This window comes from Mycobacterium sp. MUNTM1 (assembly GCF_054660795.1).
Genome location: NZ_BAAGDE010000011.1, coordinates 1 through 25,287, shown reverse-complemented (window position 1 = coordinate 25,287; position 25,287 = coordinate 1). Strand labels below are relative to the sequence as shown.

At 69.5% G+C, this 25,287-nt stretch carries 24 protein-coding genes and 1 pseudogene; 15 read left to right on the top strand and 10 right to left on the bottom strand.

Annotated elements, in window-relative coordinates; all coding sequences use genetic code 11:
• The first annotated feature begins 4 nt into the window (after positions 1 to 4).
• A complete protein-coding gene (sppA, locus tag ACYQ8K_RS08535) occupies positions 5 to 1,780 on the top strand; it encodes a signal peptide peptidase SppA (protein ID WP_459968041.1) in 1,776 nt (591 codons plus the stop codon).
• Here the strand turns inward: sppA and ACYQ8K_RS08530 are convergent.
• From ACYQ8K_RS08530 to ACYQ8K_RS08520, 3 genes are read right to left on the bottom strand one after another with little or no spacing between them, the layout of a single operon-like run.
• Entirely contained in the window at positions 1,777 to 2,688 is a 912-nt protein-coding gene (locus ACYQ8K_RS08530; RefSeq protein ID WP_459968040.1) for a class I SAM-dependent methyltransferase, read from the bottom strand. The genes sppA and ACYQ8K_RS08530 overlap by 4 nt on opposite strands.
• A gap of 21 nt (positions 2,689 to 2,709) precedes the next feature.
• Positions 2,710 to 3,621, bottom strand: coding sequence for a class I SAM-dependent methyltransferase (locus tag ACYQ8K_RS08525; RefSeq protein WP_459968039.1), 912 nt, complete (start codon positions 3,619 to 3,621; stop codon positions 2,710 to 2,712).
• Between the two features lie 12 nt (positions 3,622 to 3,633).
• The gene (locus ACYQ8K_RS08520; RefSeq protein ID WP_459968038.1) at positions 3,634 to 4,581 is read right to left on the bottom strand and encodes a class I SAM-dependent methyltransferase; all 948 of its coding nucleotides are present in this window, start codon (positions 4,579 to 4,581) and stop codon (positions 3,634 to 3,636) included.
• A gap of 109 nt (positions 4,582 to 4,690) precedes the next feature.
• On the opposite strand from ACYQ8K_RS08520, the gene ACYQ8K_RS08515 reads away from it, so the two are divergent.
• Positions 4,691 to 5,455 carry an SDR family NAD(P)-dependent oxidoreductase gene (locus ACYQ8K_RS08515; protein ID WP_459968167.1) on the top strand — a complete coding sequence of 255 codons (765 nt, stop codon included), beginning with the start codon at positions 4,691 to 4,693 and terminating at the stop codon, positions 5,453 to 5,455.
• Positions 5,452 to 6,702: a zinc-dependent alcohol dehydrogenase gene (locus tag ACYQ8K_RS08510; protein WP_459968037.1), complete on the top strand. Its 1,251-nt coding sequence runs from the start codon at positions 5,452 to 5,454 to the stop codon at positions 6,700 to 6,702. Before ACYQ8K_RS08515 ends, ACYQ8K_RS08510 begins: the two co-directional genes overlap by 4 nt.
• On the opposite strand, the gene ACYQ8K_RS08505 is transcribed toward ACYQ8K_RS08510, so the two are convergent.
• Positions 6,681 to 7,334 (bottom strand): L-fuculose-phosphate aldolase, encoded by a 654-nt coding sequence (locus ACYQ8K_RS08505; protein ID WP_459968036.1) that lies wholly within the window; start codon positions 7,332 to 7,334, stop codon positions 6,681 to 6,683. The two genes, ACYQ8K_RS08510 and ACYQ8K_RS08505, sit on opposite strands and share 22 nt — an antisense overlap.
• Positions 7,331 to 8,311, bottom strand: a complete 981-nt coding sequence (locus tag ACYQ8K_RS08500; protein WP_459968035.1) for an NAD(P)-dependent oxidoreductase — start codon at positions 8,309 to 8,311, stop codon at positions 7,331 to 7,333. The genes ACYQ8K_RS08505 and ACYQ8K_RS08500 overlap by 4 nt, the downstream gene beginning before the upstream one ends.
• Before the next feature lie 30 nt (positions 8,312 to 8,341).
• On the opposite strand from ACYQ8K_RS08500, the gene ACYQ8K_RS08495 reads away from it, so the two are divergent.
• The gene (locus ACYQ8K_RS08495; protein WP_459968034.1) at positions 8,342 to 9,703 is read left to right on the top strand and encodes a xylulokinase; all 1,362 of its coding nucleotides are present in this window, start codon (positions 8,342 to 8,344) and stop codon (positions 9,701 to 9,703) included.
• A gap of 9 nt (positions 9,704 to 9,712) precedes the next feature.
• Positions 9,713 to 10,381 (top strand): GNAT family N-acetyltransferase, encoded by a 669-nt coding sequence (locus ACYQ8K_RS08490; protein WP_459968033.1) that lies wholly within the window; start codon positions 9,713 to 9,715, stop codon positions 10,379 to 10,381.
• Between the two features lie 3 nt (positions 10,382 to 10,384).
• On the opposite strand, the gene ACYQ8K_RS08485 is transcribed toward ACYQ8K_RS08490, so the two are convergent.
• The 3 genes from ACYQ8K_RS08485 to ACYQ8K_RS08475 all read right to left on the bottom strand — a co-directional run bounded on the left by ACYQ8K_RS08485 (position 10,385) and on the right by ACYQ8K_RS08475 (position 13,235).
• The gene (locus ACYQ8K_RS08485) at positions 10,385 to 11,317 is read right to left on the bottom strand and encodes a class I SAM-dependent methyltransferase (protein ID WP_459968032.1); all 933 of its coding nucleotides are present in this window, start codon (positions 11,315 to 11,317) and stop codon (positions 10,385 to 10,387) included.
• Entirely contained in the window at positions 11,314 to 12,246 is a 933-nt protein-coding gene (locus tag ACYQ8K_RS08480; protein WP_459968031.1) for a class I SAM-dependent methyltransferase, read from the bottom strand. Before ACYQ8K_RS08480 ends, ACYQ8K_RS08485 begins: the two co-directional genes overlap by 4 nt.
• A gap of 74 nt (positions 12,247 to 12,320) precedes the next feature.
• Positions 12,321 to 13,235, bottom strand: a complete 915-nt coding sequence (locus ACYQ8K_RS08475) for a class I SAM-dependent methyltransferase (protein WP_459968030.1) — start codon at positions 13,233 to 13,235, stop codon at positions 12,321 to 12,323.
• Positions 13,236 to 13,514: 279 nt separating this feature from the next.
• On the opposite strand from ACYQ8K_RS08475, the gene secY reads away from it, so the two are divergent.
• Genes secY through ACYQ8K_RS08435 form a run of 8 tightly spaced genes read left to right on the top strand, consistent with a single transcriptional unit; the run spans position 13,515 to position 19,989 of the window.
• A complete protein-coding gene (secY, locus tag ACYQ8K_RS08470; protein WP_007773527.1) occupies positions 13,515 to 14,840 on the top strand; it encodes a preprotein translocase subunit SecY in 1,326 nt (441 codons plus the stop codon).
• Complete coding sequence (locus tag ACYQ8K_RS08465; protein WP_459968029.1) at positions 14,837 to 15,382, top strand: adenylate kinase; 546 nt, start codon at positions 14,837 to 14,839, stop codon at positions 15,380 to 15,382. Before secY ends, ACYQ8K_RS08465 begins: the two co-directional genes overlap by 4 nt.
• Positions 15,383 to 15,384: 2 nt before the next feature.
• On the top strand, positions 15,385 to 16,188 hold the full coding sequence (gene map, locus ACYQ8K_RS08460) for a type I methionyl aminopeptidase (protein WP_459968028.1): 804 nt from the start codon (positions 15,385 to 15,387) through the stop codon (positions 16,186 to 16,188).
• 59 nt (positions 16,189 to 16,247) lie between these two features.
• Positions 16,248 to 16,793: a sigma-70 family RNA polymerase sigma factor gene (locus ACYQ8K_RS08455; protein WP_075232782.1), complete on the top strand. Its 546-nt coding sequence runs from the start codon at positions 16,248 to 16,250 to the stop codon at positions 16,791 to 16,793.
• Positions 16,794 to 16,824: 31 nt separating this feature from the next.
• A complete protein-coding gene (locus ACYQ8K_RS08450) occupies positions 16,825 to 17,544 on the top strand; it encodes an anti-sigma factor family protein (RefSeq protein ID WP_459968027.1) in 720 nt (239 codons plus the stop codon).
• Between the two features lie 14 nt (positions 17,545 to 17,558).
• Complete coding sequence (locus tag ACYQ8K_RS08445; RefSeq protein ID WP_459968026.1) at positions 17,559 to 18,776, top strand: FAD-dependent oxidoreductase; 1,218 nt, start codon at positions 17,559 to 17,561, stop codon at positions 18,774 to 18,776.
• Positions 18,777 to 18,799: 23 nt separating this feature from the next.
• Positions 18,800 to 19,366, top strand: a complete 567-nt coding sequence (locus ACYQ8K_RS08440) for a DUF4389 domain-containing protein (RefSeq protein ID WP_459968165.1) — start codon at positions 18,800 to 18,802, stop codon at positions 19,364 to 19,366.
• The gene (locus ACYQ8K_RS08435) at positions 19,363 to 19,989 is read left to right on the top strand and encodes a class I SAM-dependent methyltransferase (protein WP_459968025.1); all 627 of its coding nucleotides are present in this window, start codon (positions 19,363 to 19,365) and stop codon (positions 19,987 to 19,989) included. Before ACYQ8K_RS08440 ends, ACYQ8K_RS08435 begins: the two co-directional genes overlap by 4 nt.
• Here ACYQ8K_RS08435 and ACYQ8K_RS08430 read toward each other — a convergent pair.
• Positions 19,976 to 22,492, bottom strand: a complete 2,517-nt coding sequence (locus tag ACYQ8K_RS08430; protein WP_459968024.1) for an FtsX-like permease family protein — start codon at positions 22,490 to 22,492, stop codon at positions 19,976 to 19,978. The genes ACYQ8K_RS08435 and ACYQ8K_RS08430 overlap by 14 nt on opposite strands.
• Positions 22,489 to 23,184, bottom strand: a complete 696-nt coding sequence (locus ACYQ8K_RS08425; protein WP_459968023.1) for an ABC transporter ATP-binding protein — start codon at positions 23,182 to 23,184, stop codon at positions 22,489 to 22,491. Before ACYQ8K_RS08425 ends, ACYQ8K_RS08430 begins: the two co-directional genes overlap by 4 nt.
• A gap of 79 nt (positions 23,185 to 23,263) precedes the next feature.
• Between ACYQ8K_RS08425 and ACYQ8K_RS08420 the strand changes: the two genes are divergently transcribed.
• Both ACYQ8K_RS08420 and ACYQ8K_RS08415 read left to right on the top strand, forming a co-directional pair.
• Positions 23,264 to 25,006: a thiamine pyrophosphate-binding protein gene (locus tag ACYQ8K_RS08420; protein ID WP_459968022.1), complete on the top strand. Its 1,743-nt coding sequence runs from the start codon at positions 23,264 to 23,266 to the stop codon at positions 25,004 to 25,006.
• Positions 24,987 to 25,287: pseudogene (locus ACYQ8K_RS08415) on the top strand (SRPBCC family protein); the annotation flags it as partial. The gene ACYQ8K_RS08420 and the pseudogene ACYQ8K_RS08415, both read left to right, overlap by 20 nt.

Here is a 25,287-nt window from a genome sequence, read left to right as displayed (position 1 = left end):
AGACATGTTCGCTTTCCTGCCTTCGATCCCCGGCGTCGGCGTGGTCCGGGCCCTCGCCGGCCGGGTCGACACCGCCCGCCATCACGGCGTGCCGAACGGCTGCGTGCTCGAGTTGGACCTGCGCTCGATGCCGCCGGAGACGTCGGGCTTCGATCCGCTGGCGATGATCACCGGGGGCGGCAGGCCGGTCGCGCTGCGCGACATGGTCGCCGCCATCTACCGGGCGGCCGAGGACCCGCGGGTGGCCGGGCTGATCGTCCGGGTCCAACTCAGCGCGTCGCCGTCGGCCGCGGTGCAGGAGCTGCGCGAGGCCATCGTTGCGTTCACCGCCGTCAAGCCGTCACTGGCGTGGGCCGAGACCTACCCGGGCACTCTGTCGTACTACCTGGCTTCGGCGTTCGGCGAGGTCTGGATGCAGCCCGCCGGAAGCGTCGGGCTGATCGGCTTCGCCAGCAATGCCACCTTCCTGCGCGACGCGTTTGACAAGGCCGGCATCGAAGCCCAATTCGTCGCGCGCGGCGAATACAAGTCGGCCGCAAACCGTTTCACCGAGCACGGCTTCACCGAGGCTCACCGCGAGGCCGTCACCCGGATGCTGGAAAGCCTGCAGGAGCAGGTGTGGGAGGCGGTCGCGCACTCGCGCAAGCTGGACGCCGGCGTGCTCGACGAGCTGGCCGACCGGGCCCCGCTGTCGCGCGAGGAGGCCGTGTCGTCGGGACTGGTCGACCGGATCGGGTTCCGGGACGAAGCCTATGACCGCATCGCGGAACTGGTTGGCGTGCAAGATGTTTCCGAGAAGAACACGCCGCCGCGGCTGTACCTGTCCCGCTATGCAGGCGCGTCCCGGTCCCGGCTGAGCCCGCCGGTGCCGTCGGTTCCCGGACGCCGCCCCAAGCCGAAGGTTGCCGTCATCAACATCGACGGCACGATCGTCGACGGGCGTGGCGGGCCGCAGTTCTTGCCGTTCGGTGCCTCCACCGTCGGGAGCGACACCATCGCCCCTGCGTTGCGGGAAGCCGCCGCCGACGAATCGGTGTCCGCGATCGTGCTGCGGGTGAACAGCCCCGGGGGCTCGGTGACCGCATCGGAAACCCTTTGGCGCGAGGCGAAAAGGGCTCGCAAGCACGGCAAGCCGGTGGTGACGTCGATGGGTTCGGTCGCCGCGTCGGGCGGCTATTACATCGCGGTGGCCGCCGACGCCATCGTGGCCAGCCCCGCGACCATCACCGGTTCGATCGGCGTGATCACCGGCAAGCTGGTGATTCGCGATCTGCTGGAGCGCCTCGGCGTCGGGCTGGACAGCGTGCGCACCAACGCCAATGCCGATGCCTGGTCGATCGAGACGCCGTTCACCCCGGAGCAGCGCGCCCACCGGGAGGCCGAGGCCGACCTGGTGTACGCCGATTTCCTGGAGCGGGTGGCCGACGGGCGCAACCTGACCACCGAGGCCGTCGATCGCGTTGCCCGGGGCCGGGTGTGGACAGGCGCCGACGCGCACGAGCGCGGCCTGGTCGACGAATTGGGCGGCTTCCGCACCGCGCTGCGGCGCGCGAAAATCCTTGCCGGACTTGACGAGGACACCGATGTGCGCGTCGTGACCTACCCGGGTGGCTCGCTGCTGGACATGCTGCGGCCGCGGGCCTCGTCGCAACCGGCCGCCGCGACGGTGCCCGATGCGCTGGGCGCGCTGCTGGGCCGCACCATCGGCGGCATCCTGGACAGCGTGGAACGGTCCTACACCGGGGCCAGCGCGTTGTGGCCGGGCCCCTGGCGGCTCTAGCTCAGCTTGGCGCTGATGAAGATGATCTCGCCGAGCGGGTCGTCGTTCTCGGGGGCGGGCGCCTCGATGCCGTTGCGCTCGAACAGTTCCGTCCGGGTTATGCCCTCGGGCCGCCACCCGAGGCTGGACAGGTAGTCGACGACGTGGTTGCGTTCGCCGGCATAGACCAGCGACGCCATGTCGATGTCGACGCCGTGCTCCCGGAATGATCCGGACATCTCGCGCACCCGTTCCGCATCGAAATCCACGATGCCGGGCACGAATTCGGTGGCGATGGTGCTGCCCGGCGCGCTGAGCGCGGTGATGTTGTCGAACAGCCGATCCTGGGCCTCCGGCGGCAGGTAGATCAACAGGCCCTCGGCCAGCCAGGCCGTCGGCGCCGTGGTGTCGAACCCCGCGGCCTTCAGCGCGGCGGGCCAGTCGGCGCGCAGATCGATGGGGATGGTGCGCCGCGACGCGGTCGGTGCGGCGCCGACATCGGCCAGGGTGCTGCTCTTGAACTCGATCACCCGCGGCTGGTCGATCTCGTAGACCACCGTGCCGGCCGGCCAGGGCAGCCGGAAGGCCCGCGAGTCCAGCCCGGAGGCCAGGATCACCACCTGACGCACCCCGCCGCCGGTGGAGGCGATGAAGTAGTCGTCAAAGTACTTGGTGCGCACCGCCATTCCGTCGACCATCGACTGGATGCGCACGGGCGAGGCGTTCTCGATCGCGTCCACGTCGAGGTCGCCGTCCATCATCTTGGTGAAGAAGTCCACTCCGACCGCGCGCACCAGCGGCTCGGCGAACGGGTCGTTGATCAAACCGCGGGGATCCTTGGTCGCCATCGCACGCCCGGCCGCGACCATGGTCGCGGTCGCGCCGACGCTGGATGCCAGATCCCACTCATCGTCGTGAGTGCGTGACATAGCCAGAACCCTAACCGAGCGTCACTTGAGGGTGGCGGCGACGTAGCTCAGGTCGCCGAAGGCCTCGACCACTTCCTCGGGGAATTCGAAGCCGTTGTGCGCGTAGAGTTCCCTGACGGCGTGGGCCGTCACATCCCAACCGTGCTCGGTCAGGTAGTCGACCACGACGCTGCGCTCACCCCGGTAGAACAGGTCACCCGCATCGAGGTTGAACCCGGCAGCGCGCCACCGCTCGGTGATGCGCTGCACGCGCTCGTCGGTGAAGGAATTGGGGTCCGGCACGTGCTCGGTCGCCAGCCGGCTGCCCGGCGCGCTGAGAGAGGCGATGTTGTCGAACAAGCGGTCCTGGGCCTCCGGCGGCAGGTAGGGCAGCAGTCCTTCGGCGCTCCACGCGGTGGGCTGGGTGACGTCAAAACCGCTCTCCCGCAACGCCGCGGGCCAGTCATCGCGCAGGTCGATGCCTACGGTTCGACGTTCGGCGGTCGGAGCGGCGCCGAGATCGGCCAGTGTATTCGTCTTGAAGGCGATGACCTGTGGCTGGTCGATCTCGTACACCACCGTGCCTGCGGGCCAGGGCAACCGGTAGGCCCTGGTGTCCAAGCCGGAAGCGAGGATCACCGCTTGGCGGACACCGCCGTTGGTGGCATTGAGGAAGAAGTTGTCGAAGAACCTGGTGCGCACCGTCATCTGCTCGGCCCTGGTCCTGCGGTTCATCAGCGGGTCGTCGCCGAAGTCGACCTCGCCGTCGAGAATCCGGATGAAGGGGTTCAGCCCGACGGCGCGGACCAGGGGATCGGCCAGTTGATCGTCAAGCAGCGGGTTGGGTCCTTGCGACGCCACGGCGCGGGATGCGGCGACCATCGTGGCCGTTGCTCCCACGCTGGACGCCAGGTCCCAGCTGTCGCCCTCGGTTCGTCCCGTTTCGGCGGTCATTTCAGTCGGCTCCTACTTCTCGAGGGTTCCGCTGGTGTACAGCATCTCGCCCATGCGCATGTCGTCGTCGGTGAGCGGGTCAAGTCCGTTGGCCGCGAACAGTTCTCCGATGCTGGCGCTGTTCAGCCGCCAGCCGCGGTCGGCCAGATAGGGAGCCGCCTCGTTGCGGTCGCCGAAGTAGACCAGGCCCGCCATGTCCAGCTCGAAACCGTGCGCACGCCAGCGCTCGGAGATCGCCTGCATGCGCTCCTTCATCTTCTCCTCGTCGCCGGGCTCGGGGTTGGGCGCGCTTTCGGTGGCCAGCCGGCTGCCCGGCGCGCTGAGCTCGGTGATGGTGTCCAGCAGGCGATCCTGCGCCTCGGGCGGCAGGTAGCCGAGCAGGCCCTCGGCGCTCCACGCGGTCGGCTGGGCCGGGTCGAACCCGGCGCTGCGCAGCGCGGTGGGCCAGTCGTCGCGCAGGTCGACGGCCGCCACCCGCCGCTCGGCGGTGGGGGCGGCGCCCAGGTCGGCCAGCGATCGGGTCTTGAATTCGATCACCTGCGGCTGGTCCACCTCGTAGACCACGGTGCCGGCCGGCCATGCCAACCGGTACGGGCGGGCGTCCAGCCCGGAAGCGAGGATCACCGCCTGCTTGATGCCGGCGTTCGTCGCGTCCAGGAAGAACTCGTCGAAGAACTTGGTGCGGACGGCCATGTTGTCCGCCATCCGCGACATTGCCCCGGCCGACCCCGCAGCACCGTCGTGCACGTCGTTCAGCTCGGCGGGATCCAGCTCACCGCTGGCTAACCGGGAGAGCAGGTCCACGCCGACCAGCTTGACCAGCGGCTCGGCGAAGGGGTCGTTGATCAGCGGTTTGTCGGCGCGGGTGGCCATCGCGCGGGCCGCCGCGACCATGGTCGCGGTCACGCCGACGCTGGACGCCAGGTCCCAGGTGTCGCCTTCGTACCTGGTGGAAGTCATTCGTGTGTCCCTATCGGAGGTAGTCAATCTAATATTTAGCCGATATAACAAGCTTCTCCCACTGTACGCTTCCCGCGATTCGCGGCAACCTTTACTGATGGCGTACGCGGTGGCGGGTAAACGGGCGCTCATCACGGGCGCCTCGTCGGGATTGGGTGCGGCCCTGGCGCGACGAATGGCGGCCCGGGGCGCGGTGGTGGGGCTGATCGCACGCCGCCGGGATCGGCTGGGTGAGGTGCTGGCCGACTGCCGGCGCGCCTCGCCGGACTCCGCCATGTGGGTGGCCGACCTGGCCGACACGGCGACGCTGGGCGACCTGGCGCTGCGGGCCTGGGATGCGCTGGACGGCGTCGACGTGCTGATCAACAACGCCGCGATGCCCAAGCGGCGCAGTGTCATCGCGCTGGATCCGGACGAGGCCGAAGACGTCATGCGGGTCAACTTCTTCGCCCCGATGCGCCTGACGCTGGCGTTGCTGCCGCGGATGCTGACCCGCGGATCGGGCATGATCGTCAACGTGTCGAGCGTTGGTGGCCGGCTCGGAATTATCCACGAAAGTGCCTATTTTGCAAGCAAATTCGCGTTGTGCGGGTGGAGCGAGGCGATGGCGGTGGACCTGCACGACACGCCGATCTCGGTGAAGCTGATCGAGCCCGGCCCGGTCGACACCGAGATCTGGGACCACCCGGGCAGCGAGGAACCCCTCTACCGGGGACCCAAGGTGGCCGCGGACGAGGTGGCCGACGGCATCCTCGCGGCGCTGGACGGTGAACGCTTCGAGCACTACCTGCCCGACATGAAAGCCGTCATCGACGCCAAAAACGCCGACCTGGACGCGTTCATCGCCGGTGCGGCGGGGATGGCGCGGCGATGAAGGCGCTCGTCTACGGCGTGCCACCGGAGCCCTTCGAGGTGCCCGGCGACGCCAACCCGTTGACCCAGAACCTGGCGCGCACCCCGACCGCCCTGCGCGACCTCCCGGATCCTGAACTGCCGCACGAGGACTGGGTGATCACCCGGCCGCGGCTGACCGGCATCTGCGGGTCGGATTCCAAGCAGATCCTGATGGACTTCGGCGAGGGCGACGCCGACAACGCCATGGCCGCGTTCTGTTCGTTCCCGCAAGTCATGGGCCACGAGGTGGTCGCCGACGTGGTGGCGCTGGGCCCCAAGGCCTGGGGGCTGAGCGTGGGGGAGCGGGTGGTGCTCAACCCGTGGCTGTCCTGCGGGCCGCGCGGTATCCAACCGCCCTGTCCCGCATGCGAAGCCGGTGACTACAGCCTGTGCTGGAGCTTCACCGACGGCGATATCAGGCCGGGCATCCACACGGGGGTGTCGGCCGACGTGACGGGCGGCTATGCCGAACTGATGCCCGCCCACGACTCCATGCTGTTCGCCGTGCCGGACTCGATTCCCGACGAGACGGCCGTGTTCGCCGACCCCTTCTCGGTGTCGCTGCACTCGATCACCCGCCACCCGCCGCCGCGCTCGGGCGCCGCCCTGGTGTACGGGGCCGGTTCGCTGGGGTTGTGTGCGCTCGCGATCCTGCGGGCGCTGTATCCCGACGTGGCGGTCGCGGTGGTGGCGCGCTTCGCCGCCCAGGCGGAGCTGGCCCGACGGTTCGGCGCCGCGAAAATCCTCGCGCACAAGCCGCGTACGGCCATTATCGAAGACCTCGTCGCCTGGTGCGGTGGCCGACTGCGCCAGCCGCTGCAGGGCCTGCCGATGGCCCACCCTGGCGCCGTCGACGTGGTCTATGACACCGTGGGCAAGCCCGAGACCTTCGAGGTGGGCGTCCGGGTCCTGCGGTCGCGGGGGACGTTGGTGAAGGCCGGCGTGCACGCCCCCGGCCGGTGGGAGGACAGCCCGCTCTACTTCAAAGAGCTCTCGTTCGTCGGCTCTAACGCCTTCGGTGTCGAGGAGGTGGACGGGCGGCGCAAGCACGCCATCGCCCACTACCTCGACCTGGCCGCCGCGGGCCGAATAGACCTGCGCCCCATGCTCACCCACACCTTCGGCCTACGGGAGTGGCGCGACGCCTTTCTGGCGATCGCCAATCAGGGCGACAGCGGCGCGGTGAAGGTGGGCATCGATCAGCGTCAGGTATTGGCCCGCAGATAGCCGTAGACCGAGGCGAAATTGCGGTTGACGTTCTCGGGGATCGGTACCGGGCCGCCGAGAGCGCGCGCGCCCCAGACGATTTGGGCTGTCCGCTCGACCAGCGCGGTGATGTGCAAGACCTTGTCCGGCCGGGGCCCCACCGCCACCAGGCCGTGGTTGGCGATCAGGGCGGCGCCGCGGCCCTGCAGCGCCCGCACGGCGTTGGTGCCGACCTCCGGCGTACCGGACGCCGCGTAATCGGTGCAGCGGACGTCGCCGCCGCAGTACACCGCGAACTCGTCGATGCACGCCGGGATCGATTCGTGGGCGATCGCGAACATGGTCGCCCACACCGGATGGCTGTGGATGACGCTGCCGATGTCGTCGAAGGCCCGGTAGCAGGCCAGGTGCAGCGCCATCTCCGACGACGGGGAGCGGCCCTCGGCCGCCTGCAAGACCGAGCCGTCGGCATCGACGAGCACCAGGTCGTCGAGCTGCATGTCGCGATAGTCCACCGACGACGGGGTGATGACAACGTTGCCGTCGGCCCGCCGCGCCGAGATGTTGCCGGCCGTGCCCTCCACCAGGCCGCGGCGCAGCATGTCCTTGGCGGCGTCCAGCACCGCGGTCTCGGGGTCGTCGACGAACTTCATGGCCCCAGCACCTCCGGGTTGACGATGTGAGCGGGCGCGTTGCCGGCCAGCAGCGCCTCCAGGTCGTCGGCCACCATCTGCGCCTGCCGCGCCTCGGTGTCGAAGGTGGCGCCCCCGATGTGCGGCGTCAGCACGACGTTTCGCATTGCCACCAGCGGGTGATCGGCGGGCAGCCATTCGCCGGCGAAGTGGTCCAGGCCCGCGGCGCCCACCTTGCCGGCGACCAGGGCGTCGACCAGGGCGTCGGTGTCGTGCAGCTGGGCGCGGGCGGTGTTGAGGAAGACCACGCCGTCGCGCATGGCCGCGAACTCGCGCGCGCCGATCATGCCGGTCGTGTCGTCGGTGACGGGGGCGTGCAGCGAGACCACGTCGGCCTCGCCGAGCAGCTCGTCGAGGCTGTGCCGGGCGTCGGGGTTGTAGGGGTCGTGCGCGATCACCCGCAGGCCCAGCCCGGACAATCGCCACTGCGTCGCGCGGCCGACGGCGCCGAGGCCCACCAGCCCGGCGGTGAGCCCCGCGATCTCGGCGGCGCGGAACCGCTGATACGGGATGCTGCCGTCGCGAAAGATGTTGCCGCTGCGGACATCCGCGTCCGCGGCGAGCACGTGACGGGTGGCGGCCAGCAGCAGCGCCACCGTCATCTCGGCGACCGCATCGGCGTTGCGCGCCGGGGTGTTCAGCACCGGAATGCCGGCCGCGGTGGCCCCGGCGATGTCGACGTTGTTGGGGTCGCCGCGGGTGGACGCGATCACCCGCACGTCCTGCTCGAACACCGGGCCGCGCACCGAATCGCCTTCCACCACCACGATTTCGGCGGCTTCGCGGGCGATCCTCTCGGCCAGCTGCTCGGGGCTGTAGATGCGCAGCGGGGTCTGCTCGATCCAGGGGTCGTACACCACGTCGGCCAGCTCTCGCAGTTTGGCGAAGCCCGGCCCCCGCATCGGGGCGGTCACCAACGCGCGCGGTTTGGACGTCACGAGTGCCAATGCTGGCGTACGGTGACGCCCGTGTCACGCAAAGACGTCACAATCGGCATCGACGTCGGCAGCACCGCGGTCAAGGCGATCTCCGCCGACGCCGACGGCAACGTGACGGCCCGCGTGCGCATCCCCCACGAGCTGCGGGTACCGGCGCCCGACCGGCTGGAGCACGACGCCGAGGCGGCGTGGCGGCGCGGACCGTCGGCGGCCCTGAACGAACTGGTCCACCAACCCGGCATCGCCGCGGCGGCCGTCTCGGCGATGGTGCCGTCGATGACCGCCGTCGACGACACCGGCGCGCCCATCACGCCGGGCCTGCTCTACGGCGACGGCCGGGGCCGCACGCCCGGCGGGGACGCGCAGCCGCTGCCCGCGCTCGGCGAGGCCGCCGAATTCCTGCGCTGGACGGCCCGACAGGCGCCGGACGCCGCCGGCTACTGGCCCGCGCCGGCGGTGGCCAACCACGCGCTGTCGGGGCAGGCGGCGATCGACATCGCCACCGCCGCCACCGCGTTCCCGTTGTTCGACGGAACCGGCTGGAATCCCGAGGCCTGCGCCGAGCGCGGCGCGGCCGTCGAGCAGCTGCCGCGGGTGGTGAGCATGGGCGCCGTCGTCGGGCAGTTGCGCGGCACCGACGCCGCGCTGGCCACCGGCGCCATCGACGCGCTGTGCGAACAGATCGTGGCCGGCGCCGACCACGATGGCGACGTGCTGGTGATGTGCGGCACCACGCTGATCGTGTGGACCACCATCGCCGAGGCCCGGCAGGTGCCCGGCCTGTGGACCATTCCGCACACTGCGCCCGGCAAGAGCCAGATCGGCGGGGCCAGCAACGCCGGCGGGCTGTTCCTCGGCTGGGTGGATCGCGTTGTGGCACCGGCGGATCCGACCGCCGTCGAACCCGGGCGCGTCCCGGTGTGGGCGCCGTATCTGCGCGGCGAACGCACGCCGTTTCACGATCGGGACCGCCGGGGGGTGCTCGAGGCGCTGGATCTGACCCACGACGCCGCCGCGCTGCGCCGCGCCGCCTACGAAGCGTCCGGGTTCGTGGTCCGTCGGCTCATCGAACTAGGCGGGGCGCCGGTGTCGCGCATCGTGGCCACCGGCGGCGGTACCCGGGTGGGGCCGTGGCTGCAGGCCATCGCCGACGCGACCGGGCGGCCGGTCGAGGTGTCCGGGGTGGCGGAGGGGGCCGCGTTGGGGGCGGCATTCCTGGCGCGCATGGCGGTCGGCCTGGAGACGACGGTCGCCGACGCGGCCCGATGGGCCCGCACCGAGCGCATCGTCGAGCCCGACCCGGCCTGGGCGAGCGCGGTCGAGGATCGCTACCAGCGCTTCGGCGAGCTGGGAAACCGCAGATGTAGCGCGGTGGCCCCACCGGCGTTCTAGGCTGGTGGAATGACCGACCAGGACCGCAAAGCCGCCCGCCGCGAAATCGCCGACGCCCTGTTGAAAGCCCTCGAGCGACGGCACGAAGTGCTCGACCTCATCGTGGAGGCCGACAACAAACCGGAGGCGGTCAAGGCCATCGCCGGTTTGCTGGGCACGTCGCAGACGGGTGCCGAGGCGGTGTTCGGCCTGTCCTTTGACCGACTCACCAAGGATTCACGCAAGACGATCCAGGCCGAACTCGAGGACCTGAACAAACAGCTGAGCTTCACCCTGGGCGAGCGTCCGGCGAGCTCGGGGGACACCCTCGAACTCCGGCCGTTCTCCGCGAGCGAGGACCGCGACATCTTCAGCATCCGCACCGAGGACATGGGTGGCGCGTCGGGCGACGGATCCGGCGGCCAAGCCGGCAACCTCGACGACGAGATCAAAGCCGCGCTCGCACGTGTAGACGACGAAGAGGCCGCGTGGTTCGTCGCGATCGACTCCGGTGAGAAGGTCGGCATGGTCTTCGGCGAGCTGTCCCACGGCGAGGTGCAGGTACGCATCTGGATTCACCCCGAGCACCGCAAGCGGGGTTACGGCACCGCCGCGCTGCGCAAGTCGCGCTCGGAGCTGGCGTGGTGTTTCCCCGCCGCGCCGCTGGTCGTCCGGGCGCCGGCCGCCAAACCCAGCTAGGGACTACTGCCGAACGGCGGTCAGCGAGATGCTGTTGCGCAGCGCATCGAGGCTCTCGCCCGGCGGCACGGACAGCCCGGCGCCGGCGAACTGATCGGCGCGGGTGCGCGCCGAGATCTGCCAGCCGGCCGCGCTCAGGTAATCGGCAGCGGGGGTGCGCTCGCCCCGGTAGACCAGCGTCGACACGTCGACGTCGAAGCCGTAGTGGCCCCAGCGCCTGGCCATCGCCTGCGCGCGCCTTTCCAGCAGGTGCGGGGTGCCGCCGTCGTGGTACTCGGTCGCCAGCCGGCTGCCCGGGGCGCTGAGCGTGGTGATGGCGTCGAACAGCCTGTCCTGCGCCTCCGGCGGCAAATACATCAACAGGCCCTCTGCACTCCACGCGCTGGGTCGCGACTCGTCGAAACCTTTGTCCCGCAACGCATTCAGCCAGTCGTCACGTAGGTCGACCGAAACTGTGCGGCGCTCCGCCGTGGGCTGGGCGCCCAGCTTCGCCAGCGTGGTGGACTTGAACTCGATGACGGCGGGCTGATCGACCTCGTACACCACGGTGCCCGCCGGCCAGGTCAGGCGGTACGGGCGCGAATCCAGGCCGGAGGCCAGGATGACGACCTGGCGGATGCCGGAAGCGGTTGCGTCGGTGAAGAACTCGTCGAAGTAGCGGGTGCGCACGGCCATCATGTTGACCATGCGCTGCAGGTTGAACTCGACGTCGGGGTCGGCGTCGGCGTCGATGCCGCCCGTCTCGTCGGTGATCTCGCCGTCGAGCACGCGGATGAAGAATTCCGCGCCCACCGCACGAACCAGCGAGTCGGCGAACGGATCGTCGATCAGCGCGCCGGGCTGCCGGCCGGCCAGCGCCCGGCAAGCGGCGACCCACGTCGCCGTGGCGCCCACGCTCGTGGCCAGGTCCCAGGTGTCTTGATCGGTGCGTGTCACGAAGCCTCCTCGGTCAATGTCGCGGTGACGTATCGGATGTCGCCGAAGGCGGCCATCGACGACTGCTCGGGGAAGTCAAAACCGTTGGCCGCGTAAAGTTCCGGGGTGCTGTGCACCGACGAGCGCCAGCCCCGCTCGGACAGGTAGTCCACCACGTCGTTGCGTTCGCCCGGGTAGACGAGGTCGGCCCAGTTGAGGTCCAGCCCCATGCGCCGCCAGCGCTCGCTGATCTCGCGGCCGCGCTTTTCGATGCGACCGCGGATGTCGGGGACGTAGCCGGTGCCGATCCTGCTGCCCTCGGCGGACAGCGCGGTGATGTGGTCGAACAGGCGGTCCTGGGCGTCCGGAGGCAGATAACCCAGCAGCCCTTCGGCGCTCCACGCCGCGGGTGCGCCCGTGTCGAATCCGCTGTCGGCCAACGTCGCCGGCCAGTCGTCGCGCAGATCGACCCCCACCGCCCGCCGGTCCGCGCTCGGTGTCGCGCCCAGCTCCGCCAGGGTGCGGGTCTTGAACTCGATCACCCGGGGCTGGTCGATCTCGTAGACGACCGTCCCGGGCGGCCAGACCAGCCGGTAGGCGCGGGTGTCCAGCCCGGAGGCCAGGATGACGGCCTGGCGGATACCGGAGTTGGCCGCGTCGAGGAAGAACGAGTCGAAGAACCGGGTGCGCACCGCCATGCCCTCACCGAGGCGCCGCGGGGTGAACGCCGGATCGTCCGCGGGTGTCTCGATGTCCCCGTTCATCATCCGGATGAAGGCCTCGACGCCGACGGCACGCACCAACGGCTCGGCGAAGGGGTCGTCGATCAACGGGTCGGGCCCCTTGGAGGCCAGCGCCCGCCGGGCGGCCACCGCGGTGGCGGTGGCGCCCACGCTGGACGCCAGATCCCAACTGTCGCCGTCTGATCGCTTGCTGTCGGTCTCCGGCATGGCACCCTCCTAGGTCGATGGTCGCGGCCCGCCGCGCTTGCGATAGCCACGGCCGCGCTTGTGACCGCTCCTAACTAGCGCAGGGTGGCGGTGACGGCGACGATGTTGCGGAACTGCGCCATCGCCTCGTCGTCGTGGAATTGCAGGCCATAGTCGCCGAACAGTTCGCGGCGTGGCCGCGAGGCCACCTCCCAGCCCTTACCGGTGAGGTAGTCGACGACGTTGCTGCGCTCGCCGTCGAAGAACAGTCCCGACAGGTCGATGTCGCAGCCGACCTTCGCCCAGCGGTCGTTGAACTCCTGGGCGCGTTGCGACATCGTCGTGCCGGCGGTGTCGGGGTGATATTCGGTGGCCAGCCTGCTGCCGGGCGCGCTGAGCTCGGTGATGTTGTCGAAGAGTCGGTCCTGGGCGTCGGGCGGCAGGTACATCAGCAGGCCCTCGGCGCTCCACGACGTCGGCTGCGTCACGTCAAATCCGCTGGCGCGCAATGCGGCCGGCCAGTCCTCGCGCAGGTCGATGCTGACCGTGCGCCGCTCGGCGGCCGGGGCGGCAGCCAGGCTGGACATGGTGGTGGTCTTGAACTCGATGACGGCGGGCTGATCGACTTCGTAGACCACGCTGCCGGACGGCCAGCTCAGCCGGTAGGCCCGGGCGTCCAGGCCGGCCGCCAAAATCACCGCCTGGCGTACGCCGTCGCGGGCGGCGTTGAGGAAGAAGTCGTCGAAGAAGCGGGTGCGCACGGCGATGGAATCGGTCTCCAGCCCCAGGTCCTTGCCGCCGCCCTCGTGGCCCTCGGAGTCGGCGACCTCACCGTCGACCAGGCGCCGGAAGAAATCCAGGCCCACGGCGCGCACCAGGGGCGCCGCGAACGGGTCGTTGATGATGGGCCTGGGGGCTCCGCTCGCCAGTGCGCGGGCCGCGGCGACCATCGTGGCCGTGGCACCGACGCTCGAGGCCAAGTCCCAGCTGTCTTGGTCAGTGCGAGTCATGCTGCTCCCAAGTTATTTAGCAAATGCAACGAGTCAGAGGAACTCTACGCCTCACGGCTTACGGCTTCCTGTGTTTTTTCGGGCGCGTTGCGGTCGCGGCGCAAACACCCGGTGAACGGCGCCGCGAGGGGTCGCAGGAAAGGCCCTGACCAGACCTGCCCGTACCAGCTGTTAGTCTCGTACACGGTTTGACGCGCTATAGAGAAGTCGGCCGTACGTCCTGGCCTGCGGGTGTTGGGCGCGTGATGCAGGAAACCCCCGGCTGCGCAGGAGGAAGAGTTGCTTTCCGCTTTCATCTCATCGCTGCGGACAGTGGACCTGAGACGGAAGATCCTCTTCACGCTTGGCATCGTCGTCTTGTATCGGGTCGGCGCCGCGCTACCGTCCCCTGGCGTCAACTACCCGAACGTCCAGCAGTGCATCAAAGAGGCCAGCGGCGGCGCGGCCGGACAGATCTACTCGCTGATCAACCTGTTCTCGGGTGGCGCGCTGCTCAAACTCACCGTGTTCGCGGTGGGGGTGATGCCCTACATCACCGCCAGCATCATCGTGCAGCTGCTCACGGTGGTCATCCCGCGGTTTGAGGAGCTGCGCAAGGAAGGCCAGTCCGGCCAGGCCAAGATGACGCAGTACACGCGTTATCTGGCGATCGCCCTGGCCATCCTGCAGGCCACCAGCATCGTGGCCCTGGCGGCCAACGGCGGGCTGCTGCAGGGCTGCTCGCTGGACATCATCGCCGACCAGAGCATCTTCACGCTGGTCGTCATCGTGCTGGTGATGACCAGCGGCGCGGCGCTGGTGATGTGGATGGGTGAGCTGATCACCGAGCGCGGCATCGGCAACGGCATGTCCCTGCTGATCTTCGTCGGCATCGCGGCCCGCATCCCCGCCGAGGGCAAGACGATCCTGGACAGCCGCGGCGGGATGATCTTCGCCGCCGTCCTGATCGCCGCGCTGGTCATCATCGTCGGCGTGGTCTTCGTCGAGCAGGGCCAGCGCCGGATCCCGGTCCAGTACGCCAAGCGCATGGTCGGCCGCCGCATGTACGGCGGAACGTCGACGTACCTGCCGCTCAAGGTCAACCAGGCCGGTGTTATTCCGGTCATCTTCGCGTCCTCGCTGATCTACATCCCGCACCTGATCACCCAGTTGATCCGCAGCGGCGCCGGCGGCGTGGGCAACAGCTGGTGGGACAAGTTCGTCGGCACGTACCTGTCCGACCCGAGCGACCCCGTCTACATCGCGATCTACTTCGGCCTCATCATCTTCTTCACGTACTTCTACGTGTCGATCACGTTCAATCCCGACGAGCGTGCCGACGAGATGAAGAAGTTCGGCGGCTTCATCCCCGGCATCCGGCCCGGCAAGCCGACCGCCGATTATCTGCGTTTCGTGCTGAGCCGGATCACCCTGCCGGGTTCGATCTACCTCGGCGCAATTTCGGTGCTGCCAAACTTGTTCTTGCAGATCGGCAACAGCGGAGCGGTTCAGAATCTGCCGTTCGGCGGTACCGCGGTGTTGATCATGATCGGCGTGGGCTTGGATACGGTCAAGCAGATCGAGAGTCAGCTCATGCAGCGCAACTATGAAGGGTTCCTCAAGTGAGAGTCGTTTTGCTGGGACCGCCGGGGGCGGGCAAGGGAACGCAGGCCCAGAAGCTCTCGGAAAAGCTGGGGATCCCGCAAATCTCCACCGGTGAGCTGTTCCGCAGCAACATCGAGAACGGGACGAAACTCGGCCTGGAGGCCAAGCGCTACCTGGACGCCGGCGACCTGGTGCCCTCGGAGCTGACCAACCAGCTCGTCGACGACCGGCTGAACGACCCCGACGCCGCCAACGGCTTCATCCTGGACGGCTACCCGCGCTCGATCGAGCAGGCCAAGGCGCTGCACGAGATGCTGGGACGCCGGGGGACCGACATCGACGCGGTGCTGGAATTCCGGGTCTCCGAGGACGAGCTGCTGCAGCGGCTGAAGGGCCGCGGCCGCGCCGACGACACCGAAGAGGTCATCCTGAACCGGATGAAGGTCTACCGGGACGAAACGGCGCCGCTGCTCGACTACTACAGCCACGAACTCAAGACGGTCGACGCCATCGGCACCATGGACGAAGTGTTCGCCCGCGCGCTGCAGGCACTGGGCAAGTAGGGATGAACCCGCTGGCGCGGCTGCGGAGTCGCAAGGTGGTGCCGCAGCGCAGTGCCGGCGAACTCGACGCCATGGCCGCGGCGGGCGCGGTGGTCGCGGCCGCGTTGCAGGCGGTCCGCGCGGCCGCGGTTTCCGGGGTGTCGACGCTGAGCCTGGACGAAGTCGCCGAATCGGTGATCCGGGACGCCGGCGCGGTGCCGTCGTTCCTGGGCTATCACGGCTATCCCGCGTCGATCTGCGCGTCGGTCAACGAGCGGGTGGTGCACGGGATCCCGTCGGCCGCCGAGATTTTGGCGCCCGGCGACCTGGTGTCGATCGACTGCGGCGCGGTGCTGGACGGCTGGCACGGCGACGCCGCGGTCACCTTCGGGATCGGGACGCTGGACGCGGCCGACGAGGCGTTGTCGCGGGCGACCCGGGAATCGCTGGAGGCCGGGATCGCGGCGATGGTGCCCGGTAACCGGCTGACCGACGTGTCGCACGCCATCGAGATGGGGACGCGCGACGCCGCGGCCCGGTATTCGCGGGCCTTCGGGATCGTGGAGGGCTACGGCGGCCACGGCATCGGCCGGCAGATGCACATGGACCCCTTCCTGCCCAACGAGGGCTCGCCCGGGCGCGGACCCCTGCTGGCCGCCGGCTCGGTGCTGGCCATCGAACCCATGCTGACGCTGGGCACCGGCAAGACCGTGGTGCTCGACGATCAGTGGACAGTCACCACCACCGACGGGTCGCGCGCGGCGCACTGGGAGCACACCGTCGCGGTCACCGAGGCCGGCCCGCGCATCCTGACTTTGGCCTCCTAGCAGGGCTAGCCTTGAACTAAACGCCCACTCGCCTCGTTTCAGTAGTCGGAGGTGATGGAGTGGCTCGGGTTGCTGGCACGGGGAGGGCGTCCGGGGCTGCCGAGGCCGCTCTGATGAAGGCGCTGTACGACGAGCACGCCGCGGTGCTGTGGCGTTACGCGTTGCGGCTGACGGGGGACGCGAGCCAGTCCGAGGACGTGGTCCAGGAGACGCTGCTGCGGGCTTGGCAACACCCCGAGGTCGTCGGCGATACCGAGCGCTCGGCGCGGGCGTGGCTGTTCACCGTGGCCCGCAACATGATCATCGACGATCGGCGCAGCGCGCGGTTTCGCAACGTCGTCGGCTCCACAGACGTTTCGGGGGCACCCGAACAGTCCACGCCGGATGAGGTCAATGCGGCGCTGGACCGGTTGCTGATAGCGGACGCGATGGCCCAGTTGTCCGCCGAGCACCGAGCGGTGATCGAACGGTCCTACTACCGCGGTTGGACCACCACACAGACTGCTGCAGACCTCGGCATCGCCGAGGGAACGGTGAAGTCGCGACTACACTATGCCGTGCGGGCGTTGCGACTCACTCTGCAGGAGCTCGGGGTTACCCGATGAGGGCCTCGGAGATGCTTGAGGGGTGAGAAGAATGGATGAAATGAGGACGCCGGTGGCCGATCTCGGCCCTCCCGAAGACCGCTACGCGATGTGGGATGCCGCATACGTGTTGGGCTCTCTGCCGGCCGCGCAACGCCGCGAATTCGAGACGCACCTGGCACACTGCCCGGCCTGCCGGGAGGCCGTCGCCGACCTCAGCGGCGTGCCGGCCCTGCTGTCCCAGCTCGACGGTGACGAGGTGGCCGCGCTCGACCAGTCCGGTCCGGCCCCGGAGGTGTCGCCGAAATTGCTGCCGTCCCTGCTGGCGACGGTTCGTTGGCGCCGGCGCCGCACCCGGATAGTGACCTGGGTGGCGTCGACGGCCGCGGCCGCGGTGCTGGCCATCGGGGTGTTCGTCGGTCTCGAGGGATGGTCGTCGACTCCGTCCCAGCAGGTGACTGCAGCGTCGGAGCCGATGGCTCAGGTGGGCACCAGCCTGCTGACGTCGACGGTCGCCGTCAGCAGCCAGCACTGGGGCACATCGATCAACCTGCGCTGCGTGTGCCTGGCTCCGCTGACCGCGCACCACGACACGCTCGCGATGGTCGTGGTGGGGCGTGACGGCAGCCAGACCCGGCTGGCGACCTGGGTGGCCGTGCCCGGCCACACCGCGACGCCCGCGGGCGCGATCTCGACCCCGGTCGATCAGATCGCCGCCGTGCAGGTGGTGGCCGCCGATAGCGGCCAGGTGCTGCTGCAACGCTCGCTGTAGGGATCGGAGCCAGCGTGTCCGGCTACGCCCGTCCGCTTCGGGTGCTCGTTGTGGGCGCCGGCGTCGCCGGCATCTCCGTTGCCCGCGGGTTGCTCCGCGACGGACACGACGTCACCATCTTCGAGCGGCGTCCCGATGTGCGGGCCGCCGGCGGCGCGGTGACCATCTGGTCCAACGGTGAGACGGTGCTGAGCCAGCTGGGCGTCGACATGGACGGTGCCGGCCGGCCGCTGGCCAGCGTCCGCGCCGTGACGTCCACCGGCCGCAGGCTCGCCACCCTCGACGTGGCCACGATGGCGCGGCGACTGGGCGCACCCGTCCGGATGGTTCCGCGTCGCGTTCTGCTGGACCGACTGCTGGACGGGTTTGCGACCGAGCGCATCCGGTGCAACTCCCGGGTGATCGCGTTGGCCCGCACCGGTAACGGGGTCCGCGTCGACTTCGGCGACGGCTCCGCGGCCGAGGGCGACGTGCTGATCGGCGCCGACGGGCTGCACTCGGTGGTGCGCGAATGCGTTGGCGCGCAAGGCGCCCGGCCCACCGGCTGGTGCAGCTGGCAGGGGCTGGCCGCCGTCCCGGAGATCGCGGACTCCGATGCCGCACTCATGATCATCGGCGCGCACGGCAACCTCGGCCTGTGGCCGGCCGGCGGCGCCGACGTGCAGTGGTGGTTCGACCTGCCGTGGTCGTACGACTTCGTCAGGCCGCAGCGTCCGATCGAGCTGATCCGGTCGCACTTCTCCGGATGGTCCGACCCGGTCGATCGGGTGCTCGCGACGTTGACCGACGACGATCTGGCCCGCTCACCCTTTCCGCATTTTCGGCACCCGATTCCGCGCGCGGGCCGCGGCCCGGTCACGTTGCTCGGCGATGCCGCGCACACGATGCCGCCCACCCTGGCGCAGGGGACCAACCAGGCCCTGCTCGACACGATGGTGCTGTGCAAGGCGCTGGCGGACCTGCGTCGCGGGACGAACGGCCGCGGCACCGATGTTTCGCGCGCGCTGCGGTGGTACGAGAAGACCCGACGACGCAAGGTCATGGCCGTGTCGTGGGTGGCGTCGCTGCCGGTCTCGCACGGTGAATCCGTGCTGAGGCCGGCCGCACTGATATCGGACCGGGTGCAGGCCTCGGCGCTGACGACGTTTCTGCGCGCCACGAGCCACCGCCGGATGTCCGCTCAAATCAGCCGAAACTTGGGGGTAGTGGCGAAGATCCCGTCGAGCCCGTGAACGACGCGGCCGATTCCGTAACTGTGCGAGGCGATTTCGATGCGCCCTCCCGCTGGCTGTGGCTGGTGAAGTGGTGCGTGCTGGCCCTGCCGCACTACCCGATTCTGATAGCGCTCTACCTGGTGTATCCGCTCTCGACGATCGCCGCCGGCGTGGCCATCCTGTGCACCGGGCGATATCCGCGGCCGCTCTTCGACTTCAACGTCGGGGTGCTGCGCTGGTCCTGGCGGGTGATGAACTACCGGTTCCCGATGAACAGCACCGACCAATACCCGCCCTTTTCCCTCGCGTCTCGGCCCGACTACCCCGGTGATCTCGCGGTCGACTATCCGGAGCGGCTGAAAAACTCGGCGGTGCTGGTGAAGTGGCTGCTGGCGATCCCCCAGATTTTGGTGTGCTGGTCGATGGAGGCGCCGCTGCAGGTGCTGTGCGTCATCTCCGCGCTGGCGTTGTTGTCCACCGGAACGATCCCGCGGGGCATCTTCGATCTGCTCATGGGCATGGTGCGCTGGCGGTACCGGGTGGCGGTCTACGTGTCGTTGATGCGCGACGAATATCCGCCGTTCCGCATGGATTTGGGTGGCCGATGATCACCCGTAATGTCCTGTTCCCGTATGTCTATCGATTCGGTCAGCCGATTTTCGACCGGTTGTTCTATCACCGGTATCGACGGGCCGCGTTGAGCAACGCGACCGGCCGGCTGTTGATGATCGGCCTCGGGCCCGGGACCGACCTGACGTTTCTGCCCGCCGCGGTGACGTCGGTGGCCGCGGTGGAACCCGACGCGTCATTTCGGCGGATGGCCGCCCGACTCGCTTTCCGCCGCGGCATCGCGGTCGACATCGTCGAGGGGACCGGTGAGTCGATTCCCTTCCCGGACAACCGTTTCGACTCGGTGCATATCGGCCTGGTGTTGTGCTCGGTCGACGACGTGACCGCAACCCTCGGCGAGATCCGCCGGGTGTTGACGCCCGGGGGCAGGCTCGTCGTCCTCGAACACGTGCGGGGGGAAGGCGCGACGGGCCGGTTCCAGGACCTGATCGCCAAGCCGTGGTCGTGGCTGGCCGGCGGTTGTGAGCCCAACCGGCGGACCCTCGACGCGATCGCCGCGGCGGGATTCGATACCACCGGGCTGCACAGCATTCCGCGAACGCCGGTGCCCTTCCCGTGCAAACCCCATCTGCAGGGATTCGCCGTCCTCACTCGACGCTGACGGCCTCGATGATGGACAGGTACGCCGCCCGCCGTGCCGGGGGCAGTGAGCCGAGCAGGCTGATCGCCAGCGCGCCGATCGTGAAGGCGAGCGCCAGCGGACTCAGCCGGAAACCGACTTCGAAATTCATCACGTCCCCACTGATGCGGCTGAACAGCCACTGATCCGTCAGCCCCAGCGCCAGGCCCAAAACGCCACCGACGACGCCGATTCCGGCCGCCTCGGCCAGGACCATCCGCAAGGCGAAGCTCCGGCTGGCTCCCATCGCGCGCAGCACCCCGATTTCGCGCCGGCGTTCGATCACCGACAGCGTCAGCGTGTTGAGCAGCGCGACCCCGGCCACCGCCACCACGATGACCCACACCGCGTTGGCGATGAACATGCTCTGGTGCAGCGGAGCTTCCAGTCCCGCCAGCGCCGCGCGACCGTCGTACACGTGATTCGGCGCGGGCACCGCCTCGCGGACGGCGGCCAGCAGCCGCTGCCGATTCACCCCGGGGGCCGCGGCGATCTGCAGTGTCGTCGCGGCCGGGCGATCGAACCACGCCCGCAGGTGAGCGAGGTCGATCCCGACCGTGCCGATGACGGTGGAGAAGAACGGCACCACGGCGAGCACCGTCGTCTCGCGCGGGCCGTGCGGTGTCTGCAGCCGCAATTGCTCGCCGGCCCGGACGTGCAGAATCGCGCCCAGATTCTGCGTGAGCACCACGCCCCGCCCGGCGAGCACATCGGTGCGCACACGCTCGTCGAGAGCCCGCAAGAGCGCGTCATGGCTGCCGGTGGAAAACCCGTCGAGCAGCACGCGGGTACCGCCGACGACGGCGAACCCGAACGCGCCCTCGGTGATTCGCGCCACGCCCGGGATTGCCGCGACCTTCTCGGAAAGACCTTGTGGCAGAACGTCGGTGGGGTAGCTGTCGGGTGGGTCCGCGCTCACCCAGACGTCGACATCGGCGACCGGCGACAAGATCTGCCGCGCCGAGCGGATCATGTCGGCGTTCGTACCCGTGATCACGACGGTGGTGAGCACCCCGATCAGCACGGTCATCACCGTCGCCCAGACCCGGCGCGGCGCACGCCGGATGGTGGCCGCCGCGAGGGCCCCGACCGATCCGAACACACGCGCCGTCGCCGCCGTGGCGGTGACGATGGGGACGGTGAGCGCGAAGCCCAGGGCGATCTCGGCGCCCAACAGCGCGGCCATCGCGACGACCGCGGAGCTGTCGCGCTGGCCGGTCACGATCGACGTCGACCCGGCCAACACCGCGATCGCGCCGGCGCCACAGGCGATGCGCAACCAGCGGGGCACCACGTCGGCGGCCGAGGCCCCCACCGGTGCGAGCGCCTCGATCGGTGAGACCTTGTACACCTGCCGTGCCGCCATCGCCGACGCCGCCACGCTGGTGAGCGCCGTCACCGCCAGCGCCAGCGGTATCGCGTAACCGGGCAGCCAATACTGCACGCGGGCTTCGAGCCCCTGTGTCACCGCCGGGGGCAGCCGGCCAATCGCGATGTGGCCCGCCATAATTCCCACGCCGGACCCGATGGCCCCGCCGATCAGCCCGAGGATCGCGGCCTCGGCGACCATGTCGCCGACAATGGTGGCGCGCCGGGCACCGATCGCGCGCAGCATCGAGATGACCGGGCGCCGCTGGGTGATCGCCATCGTCATCGTGGTGTAGATCAAGAACGCGCCGACCACCAACGCGACGGCGGCGCCCAGCAGGGCCATGTAATTCATCAGCCGCACGCCGTCACCGGCCCGGGCCGCCCGGAAGCTGGGGGCGGCGACGATCGCGCGGCCGTGCACGGCACCGTTGACCGCCGCGCGCACCGCGCCGAGGTCGGCGCCGGGCCTGGTGGCGATCAGGATCGAGTCGAGTTGGCCGGCGCGGCCGGTGGCGTTCTGCGCCAACGCAAGCGGCGCGAGCACGTAGTGCCCGCCGTTGAGGTCCGCGTCTCGCTTACCCGCGAGCACGCCGGTGACCGTGACCGATGCCGAACCCAGTTGGAACGCCTGGCCTTTCGCATAGCCGACGCGCGGTCCGACCTGAACCCCGGCCGGCGTCGAGGGGGGCGTCTGCGCGGGCTGGATGCCGCCCTTTTGTAGCGCCTCCTTGAGGGCACCACCCAGGGCGGCGGTGCTGGCATCCGTCCCCAGCAGCAGCACCGGCCCCGACGGCGTGGCTACCGACGTCCGGATCATCGGCGCCGCGGTGGCGACGCCCGGGACCGCGGCCACCTCGGCCAGGATCGAGTCGGGGAATCCGGCGTCGGTGATGCCGGACACCTCGAGCGCGGCGACGCCGGCGATGCCGTCGGCCAGCCGGCTGACCGATCCGGTAATCGACCCGAAGATTCCGAACACCGCAACCAAATACGTTGCGGAGACGGCCATTACCGCGATCGACGCGGACGTCCGGCGGCGATGGGTGGCGAGCTCGCGCAGGCTGAACACCCGCAGCCTGCTCGCCGTGGCCGTGATCGCGGACGCGCGTTTCACCCGGCGACCGCCATGACGTCCGAACCGACCCGGCCGTCCTGCAGCGTGATCACCCGGTCGGTGGCCGCGGCCGCATCGGAGTTGTGGGTCACCATCACCACCAGCCGGCCCGGACCGTCCTCGTGCGCGACCTCGGCAAGCAGCGCCAAAATGGCTGCCCCGGTGGTGGAATCGAGGTTGCCGGTGGGCTCGTCGGCAAGAATCAGCGGCGGGTTCATCATCAGGGCGCGCGCCACCGCGACCCGCTGCATCTGGCCGCCGGACAGTTCCGCCGGCCGGTGCTGGGTCCGGTTGCCGAGCCCGACCCGATCCAGCAGCCGGATGGCGTCCGGCTTGGCCGTGCCCAGCCGGACACCGTCGAGCAGCTTGGGGATCGCCACGTTCTCCCACGCCGACAGCGTCGGCAACAGGTTGAAGAACTGGAAAATGAAGCCGACCCGGTGATGGCGGAACCGCGACTGCTCTTCGTCGCGCAGCCGGCCGATCTCCTCGCCGTCGAAGGCGATCGACCCGTAATCGGGGGAATCCAGCGCGCCGAGCAGGTGCAGCAGCGTGCTCTTACCCGCCCCGGAGGGCCCGACGACCGACACGAACTGCCCGTCGTCGAGCCGCAGGCTGACCTCGTCGAGTGCTCGCACCGATTGACCGCCGACCGTGTACTCGCGCGCCACGTCGCGCAGTTCGATCGTCATCTAGACACCACGAGGGCGACCGATAAACGGTTCAGGAACGACACTGAACCGTCGGGGCCGCCAGCTCGTTTCTTCAGGCATGCCCGGCAGGTACCGGGTGGTCGACCATATCGTCGAGCACCTAGCGGCAATCGGAGTCGACCACGTCTTCGGGGTGGACGGCGCCAACATCGAGGACGTGTACGACGCCGCGCACTTCCACCCCGAGATCAACGCGGTGCTGGCCAAGCACGAGTTCTCCGCGGCCACCATGGCCGACGGGTACAGCCGCAGCGGGGCCGGCCTGGGTGTGGTCGCCGCGACCTCGGGCGGGGGTTCGCTGAACCTCGTCGCGGGCCTCGGCGAGTCGCTTGCGAGTCGCGTCCCGGTGCTGGCGCTGGTCGGCCAGCCCGCCAGCACGATGGATGGTCAGGGCAGCTTCCAGGACACCAGCGGTGCGAACGGATCGCTGAACGCCGAGGCGCTGTTCTCGGCGGTATCGGTGTTCTGCCGTCGGCTGCGCAGGCCGGCCGACGTCGTGTCGGTCCTGCCCGGGGCCATCGCCGCGGCGCTTGCCGGCGGCCCGGCGGTGTTGTTGCTGCCCAAGGACATTCAACAGGCGATTCTGGAATGCGGCCAGAACGGGAGGCCGGCCGTTGGCCTGCGTCCCATCGGCAACCCGGACCCGATCGCCGAAATGCTGCGCGACGCCAGCGGCCCGGTGACCATCATCGTCGGCGAGCAGGTCGCTCGCGACGACGCCCGCGTCGAGCTCGAAGCCCTGCGCGCGGTGTTGCGGGCGCGGGTGGCCACCGTGCCCGACGCCAAAGACGTCGCCGGCACACCCGGTCTCGGATCGTCGTCCGCGCTCGGGGTGACCGGCGTCATGGGTCACCCGGGTGTGGCAGAAGCGGTGGCCGGCAGCGCCGTGTGCCTGGTCGTGGGCACGCGCCTGTCGGTCACCGCGCGAACCGGGCTGGACGACGCCCTGGCGGCGGTGCCGACGGTCTCGCTCGGTTCCGCGCCGCCGTATGTTCCCTGCCCGCACGTGCACACCGACGACCTGCGCGGCTCGCTGCGCATGCTGACCCAGGCGCTGTCCGGTCCGGGACGGCCGGCCAAGGTGCGGGTGCCGGCCACGCTGCGACGGACCGAATTGAAGCCGCCGCCCTGCGCAGGGCCGGGTGTGCGGTACCGCGACGCGATGGCGGTGCTGGACGGTGTCCTGCCCGACGGCGCCGACATCGTGGTCGACGCCGGCAACACCGGCGCCGCGGCGATCCACTACCTGCCGGCGCGCTGCGGCGGCAGGTTCGTCGTCGCGCTCGGCATGGGCGGCATGGGCTACAGCTTCGGCGCCGGGATCGGAATGTCGTTGGGCCGCGCCAAGAGTGGCCGGCCCCGCGGCCGCACCGTGGTGATCGCCGGCGACGGCGCGTTCTTCATGCACGGCATGGAGGTGCACACCGCCCTGCAATACCGGCTGCCCATGACCTTCGTCCTGTTCAACAACAACGCGCACGCCATGTGTGTGACCCGTGAGCAGCTGTTCTACGACGACGTCTACAGCTACAACCGTTTTCGCCCCAGCCGGCTCGGGGCCGGACTGGCGGCGATGTTCCCCAGCCTGACGTCGGTGGACGTCAGTGACGTCGATGGCCTTGCCGCGGCGATGCACACCGCACTCGGCATCGACGGGCCGGCGGTGATCAGCGTCGAATGCGCCGCCGACGAGATCCCGCCGTTCGCCCCATTTCTCGCCGCGGCCGCCGCTAAAGACGCTGCCGCAAACCAGGTTTCACTCAACGAGGAGATTCAGAACAATGTCGCTGCCAGCGCTTGAGGACATTCCCGACCTCATCGACGGGGTCACCCGCATCGAAACCAGCCCCAGGGAGAAGGCCACCCCGATCATCATGGACATGATGCGCTCGGTGTACCCGCACGATCAGGTCTTCGGGCAGTACTGCACCGTCAACGATTACGTCGACTGTCCACCCGACGAGTTGTTCGAGTACATGGCCGACACCCGCAGCCTGGAGGAGTGGACCTACAGCCTGCGCGGCTTCACCCCCACGGATGAACCCGGGTTGTGGCTGGCCCACGACCGGCTCGGCTCGGAAA

Coding starts and splice junctions, on each gene's coding strand:
- sppA (WP_459968041.1), top strand. CDS start 5: ATGTTCGCTTTCCTGCCTTCGATCCCCGGCGTCGGCGTGGTCCGGGCC.
- ACYQ8K_RS08530 (WP_459968040.1), bottom strand. CDS start 2,688: ATGTCACGCACTCACGACGATGAGTGGGATCTGGCATCCAGCGTCGGC.
- ACYQ8K_RS08525 (WP_459968039.1), bottom strand. CDS start 3,621: ATGACCGCCGAAACGGGACGAACCGAGGGCGACAGCTGGGACCTGGCG.
- ACYQ8K_RS08520 (WP_459968038.1), bottom strand. CDS start 4,581: ATGACTTCCACCAGGTACGAAGGCGACACCTGGGACCTGGCGTCCAGC.
- ACYQ8K_RS08510 (WP_459968037.1), top strand. CDS start 5,452: ATGAAGGCGCTCGTCTACGGCGTGCCACCGGAGCCCTTCGAGGTGCCC.
- ACYQ8K_RS08505 (WP_459968036.1), bottom strand. CDS start 7,334: ATGAAGTTCGTCGACGACCCCGAGACCGCGGTGCTGGACGCCGCCAAG.
- ACYQ8K_RS08490 (WP_459968033.1), top strand. CDS start 9,713: ATGACCGACCAGGACCGCAAAGCCGCCCGCCGCGAAATCGCCGACGCC.
- ACYQ8K_RS08480 (WP_459968031.1), bottom strand. CDS start 12,246: ATGCCGGAGACCGACAGCAAGCGATCAGACGGCGACAGTTGGGATCTG.
- ACYQ8K_RS08475 (WP_459968030.1), bottom strand. CDS start 13,235: ATGACTCGCACTGACCAAGACAGCTGGGACTTGGCCTCGAGCGTCGGT.
- map (WP_459968028.1), top strand. CDS start 15,385: ATGAACCCGCTGGCGCGGCTGCGGAGTCGCAAGGTGGTGCCGCAGCGC.
- ACYQ8K_RS08450 (WP_459968027.1), top strand. CDS start 16,825: ATGGATGAAATGAGGACGCCGGTGGCCGATCTCGGCCCTCCCGAAGAC.
- ACYQ8K_RS08435 (WP_459968025.1), top strand. CDS start 19,363: ATGATCACCCGTAATGTCCTGTTCCCGTATGTCTATCGATTCGGTCAG.
- ACYQ8K_RS08425 (WP_459968023.1), bottom strand. CDS start 23,184: ATGACGATCGAACTGCGCGACGTGGCGCGCGAGTACACGGTCGGCGGT.
- ACYQ8K_RS08420 (WP_459968022.1), top strand. CDS start 23,264: ATGCCCGGCAGGTACCGGGTGGTCGACCATATCGTCGAGCACCTAGCG.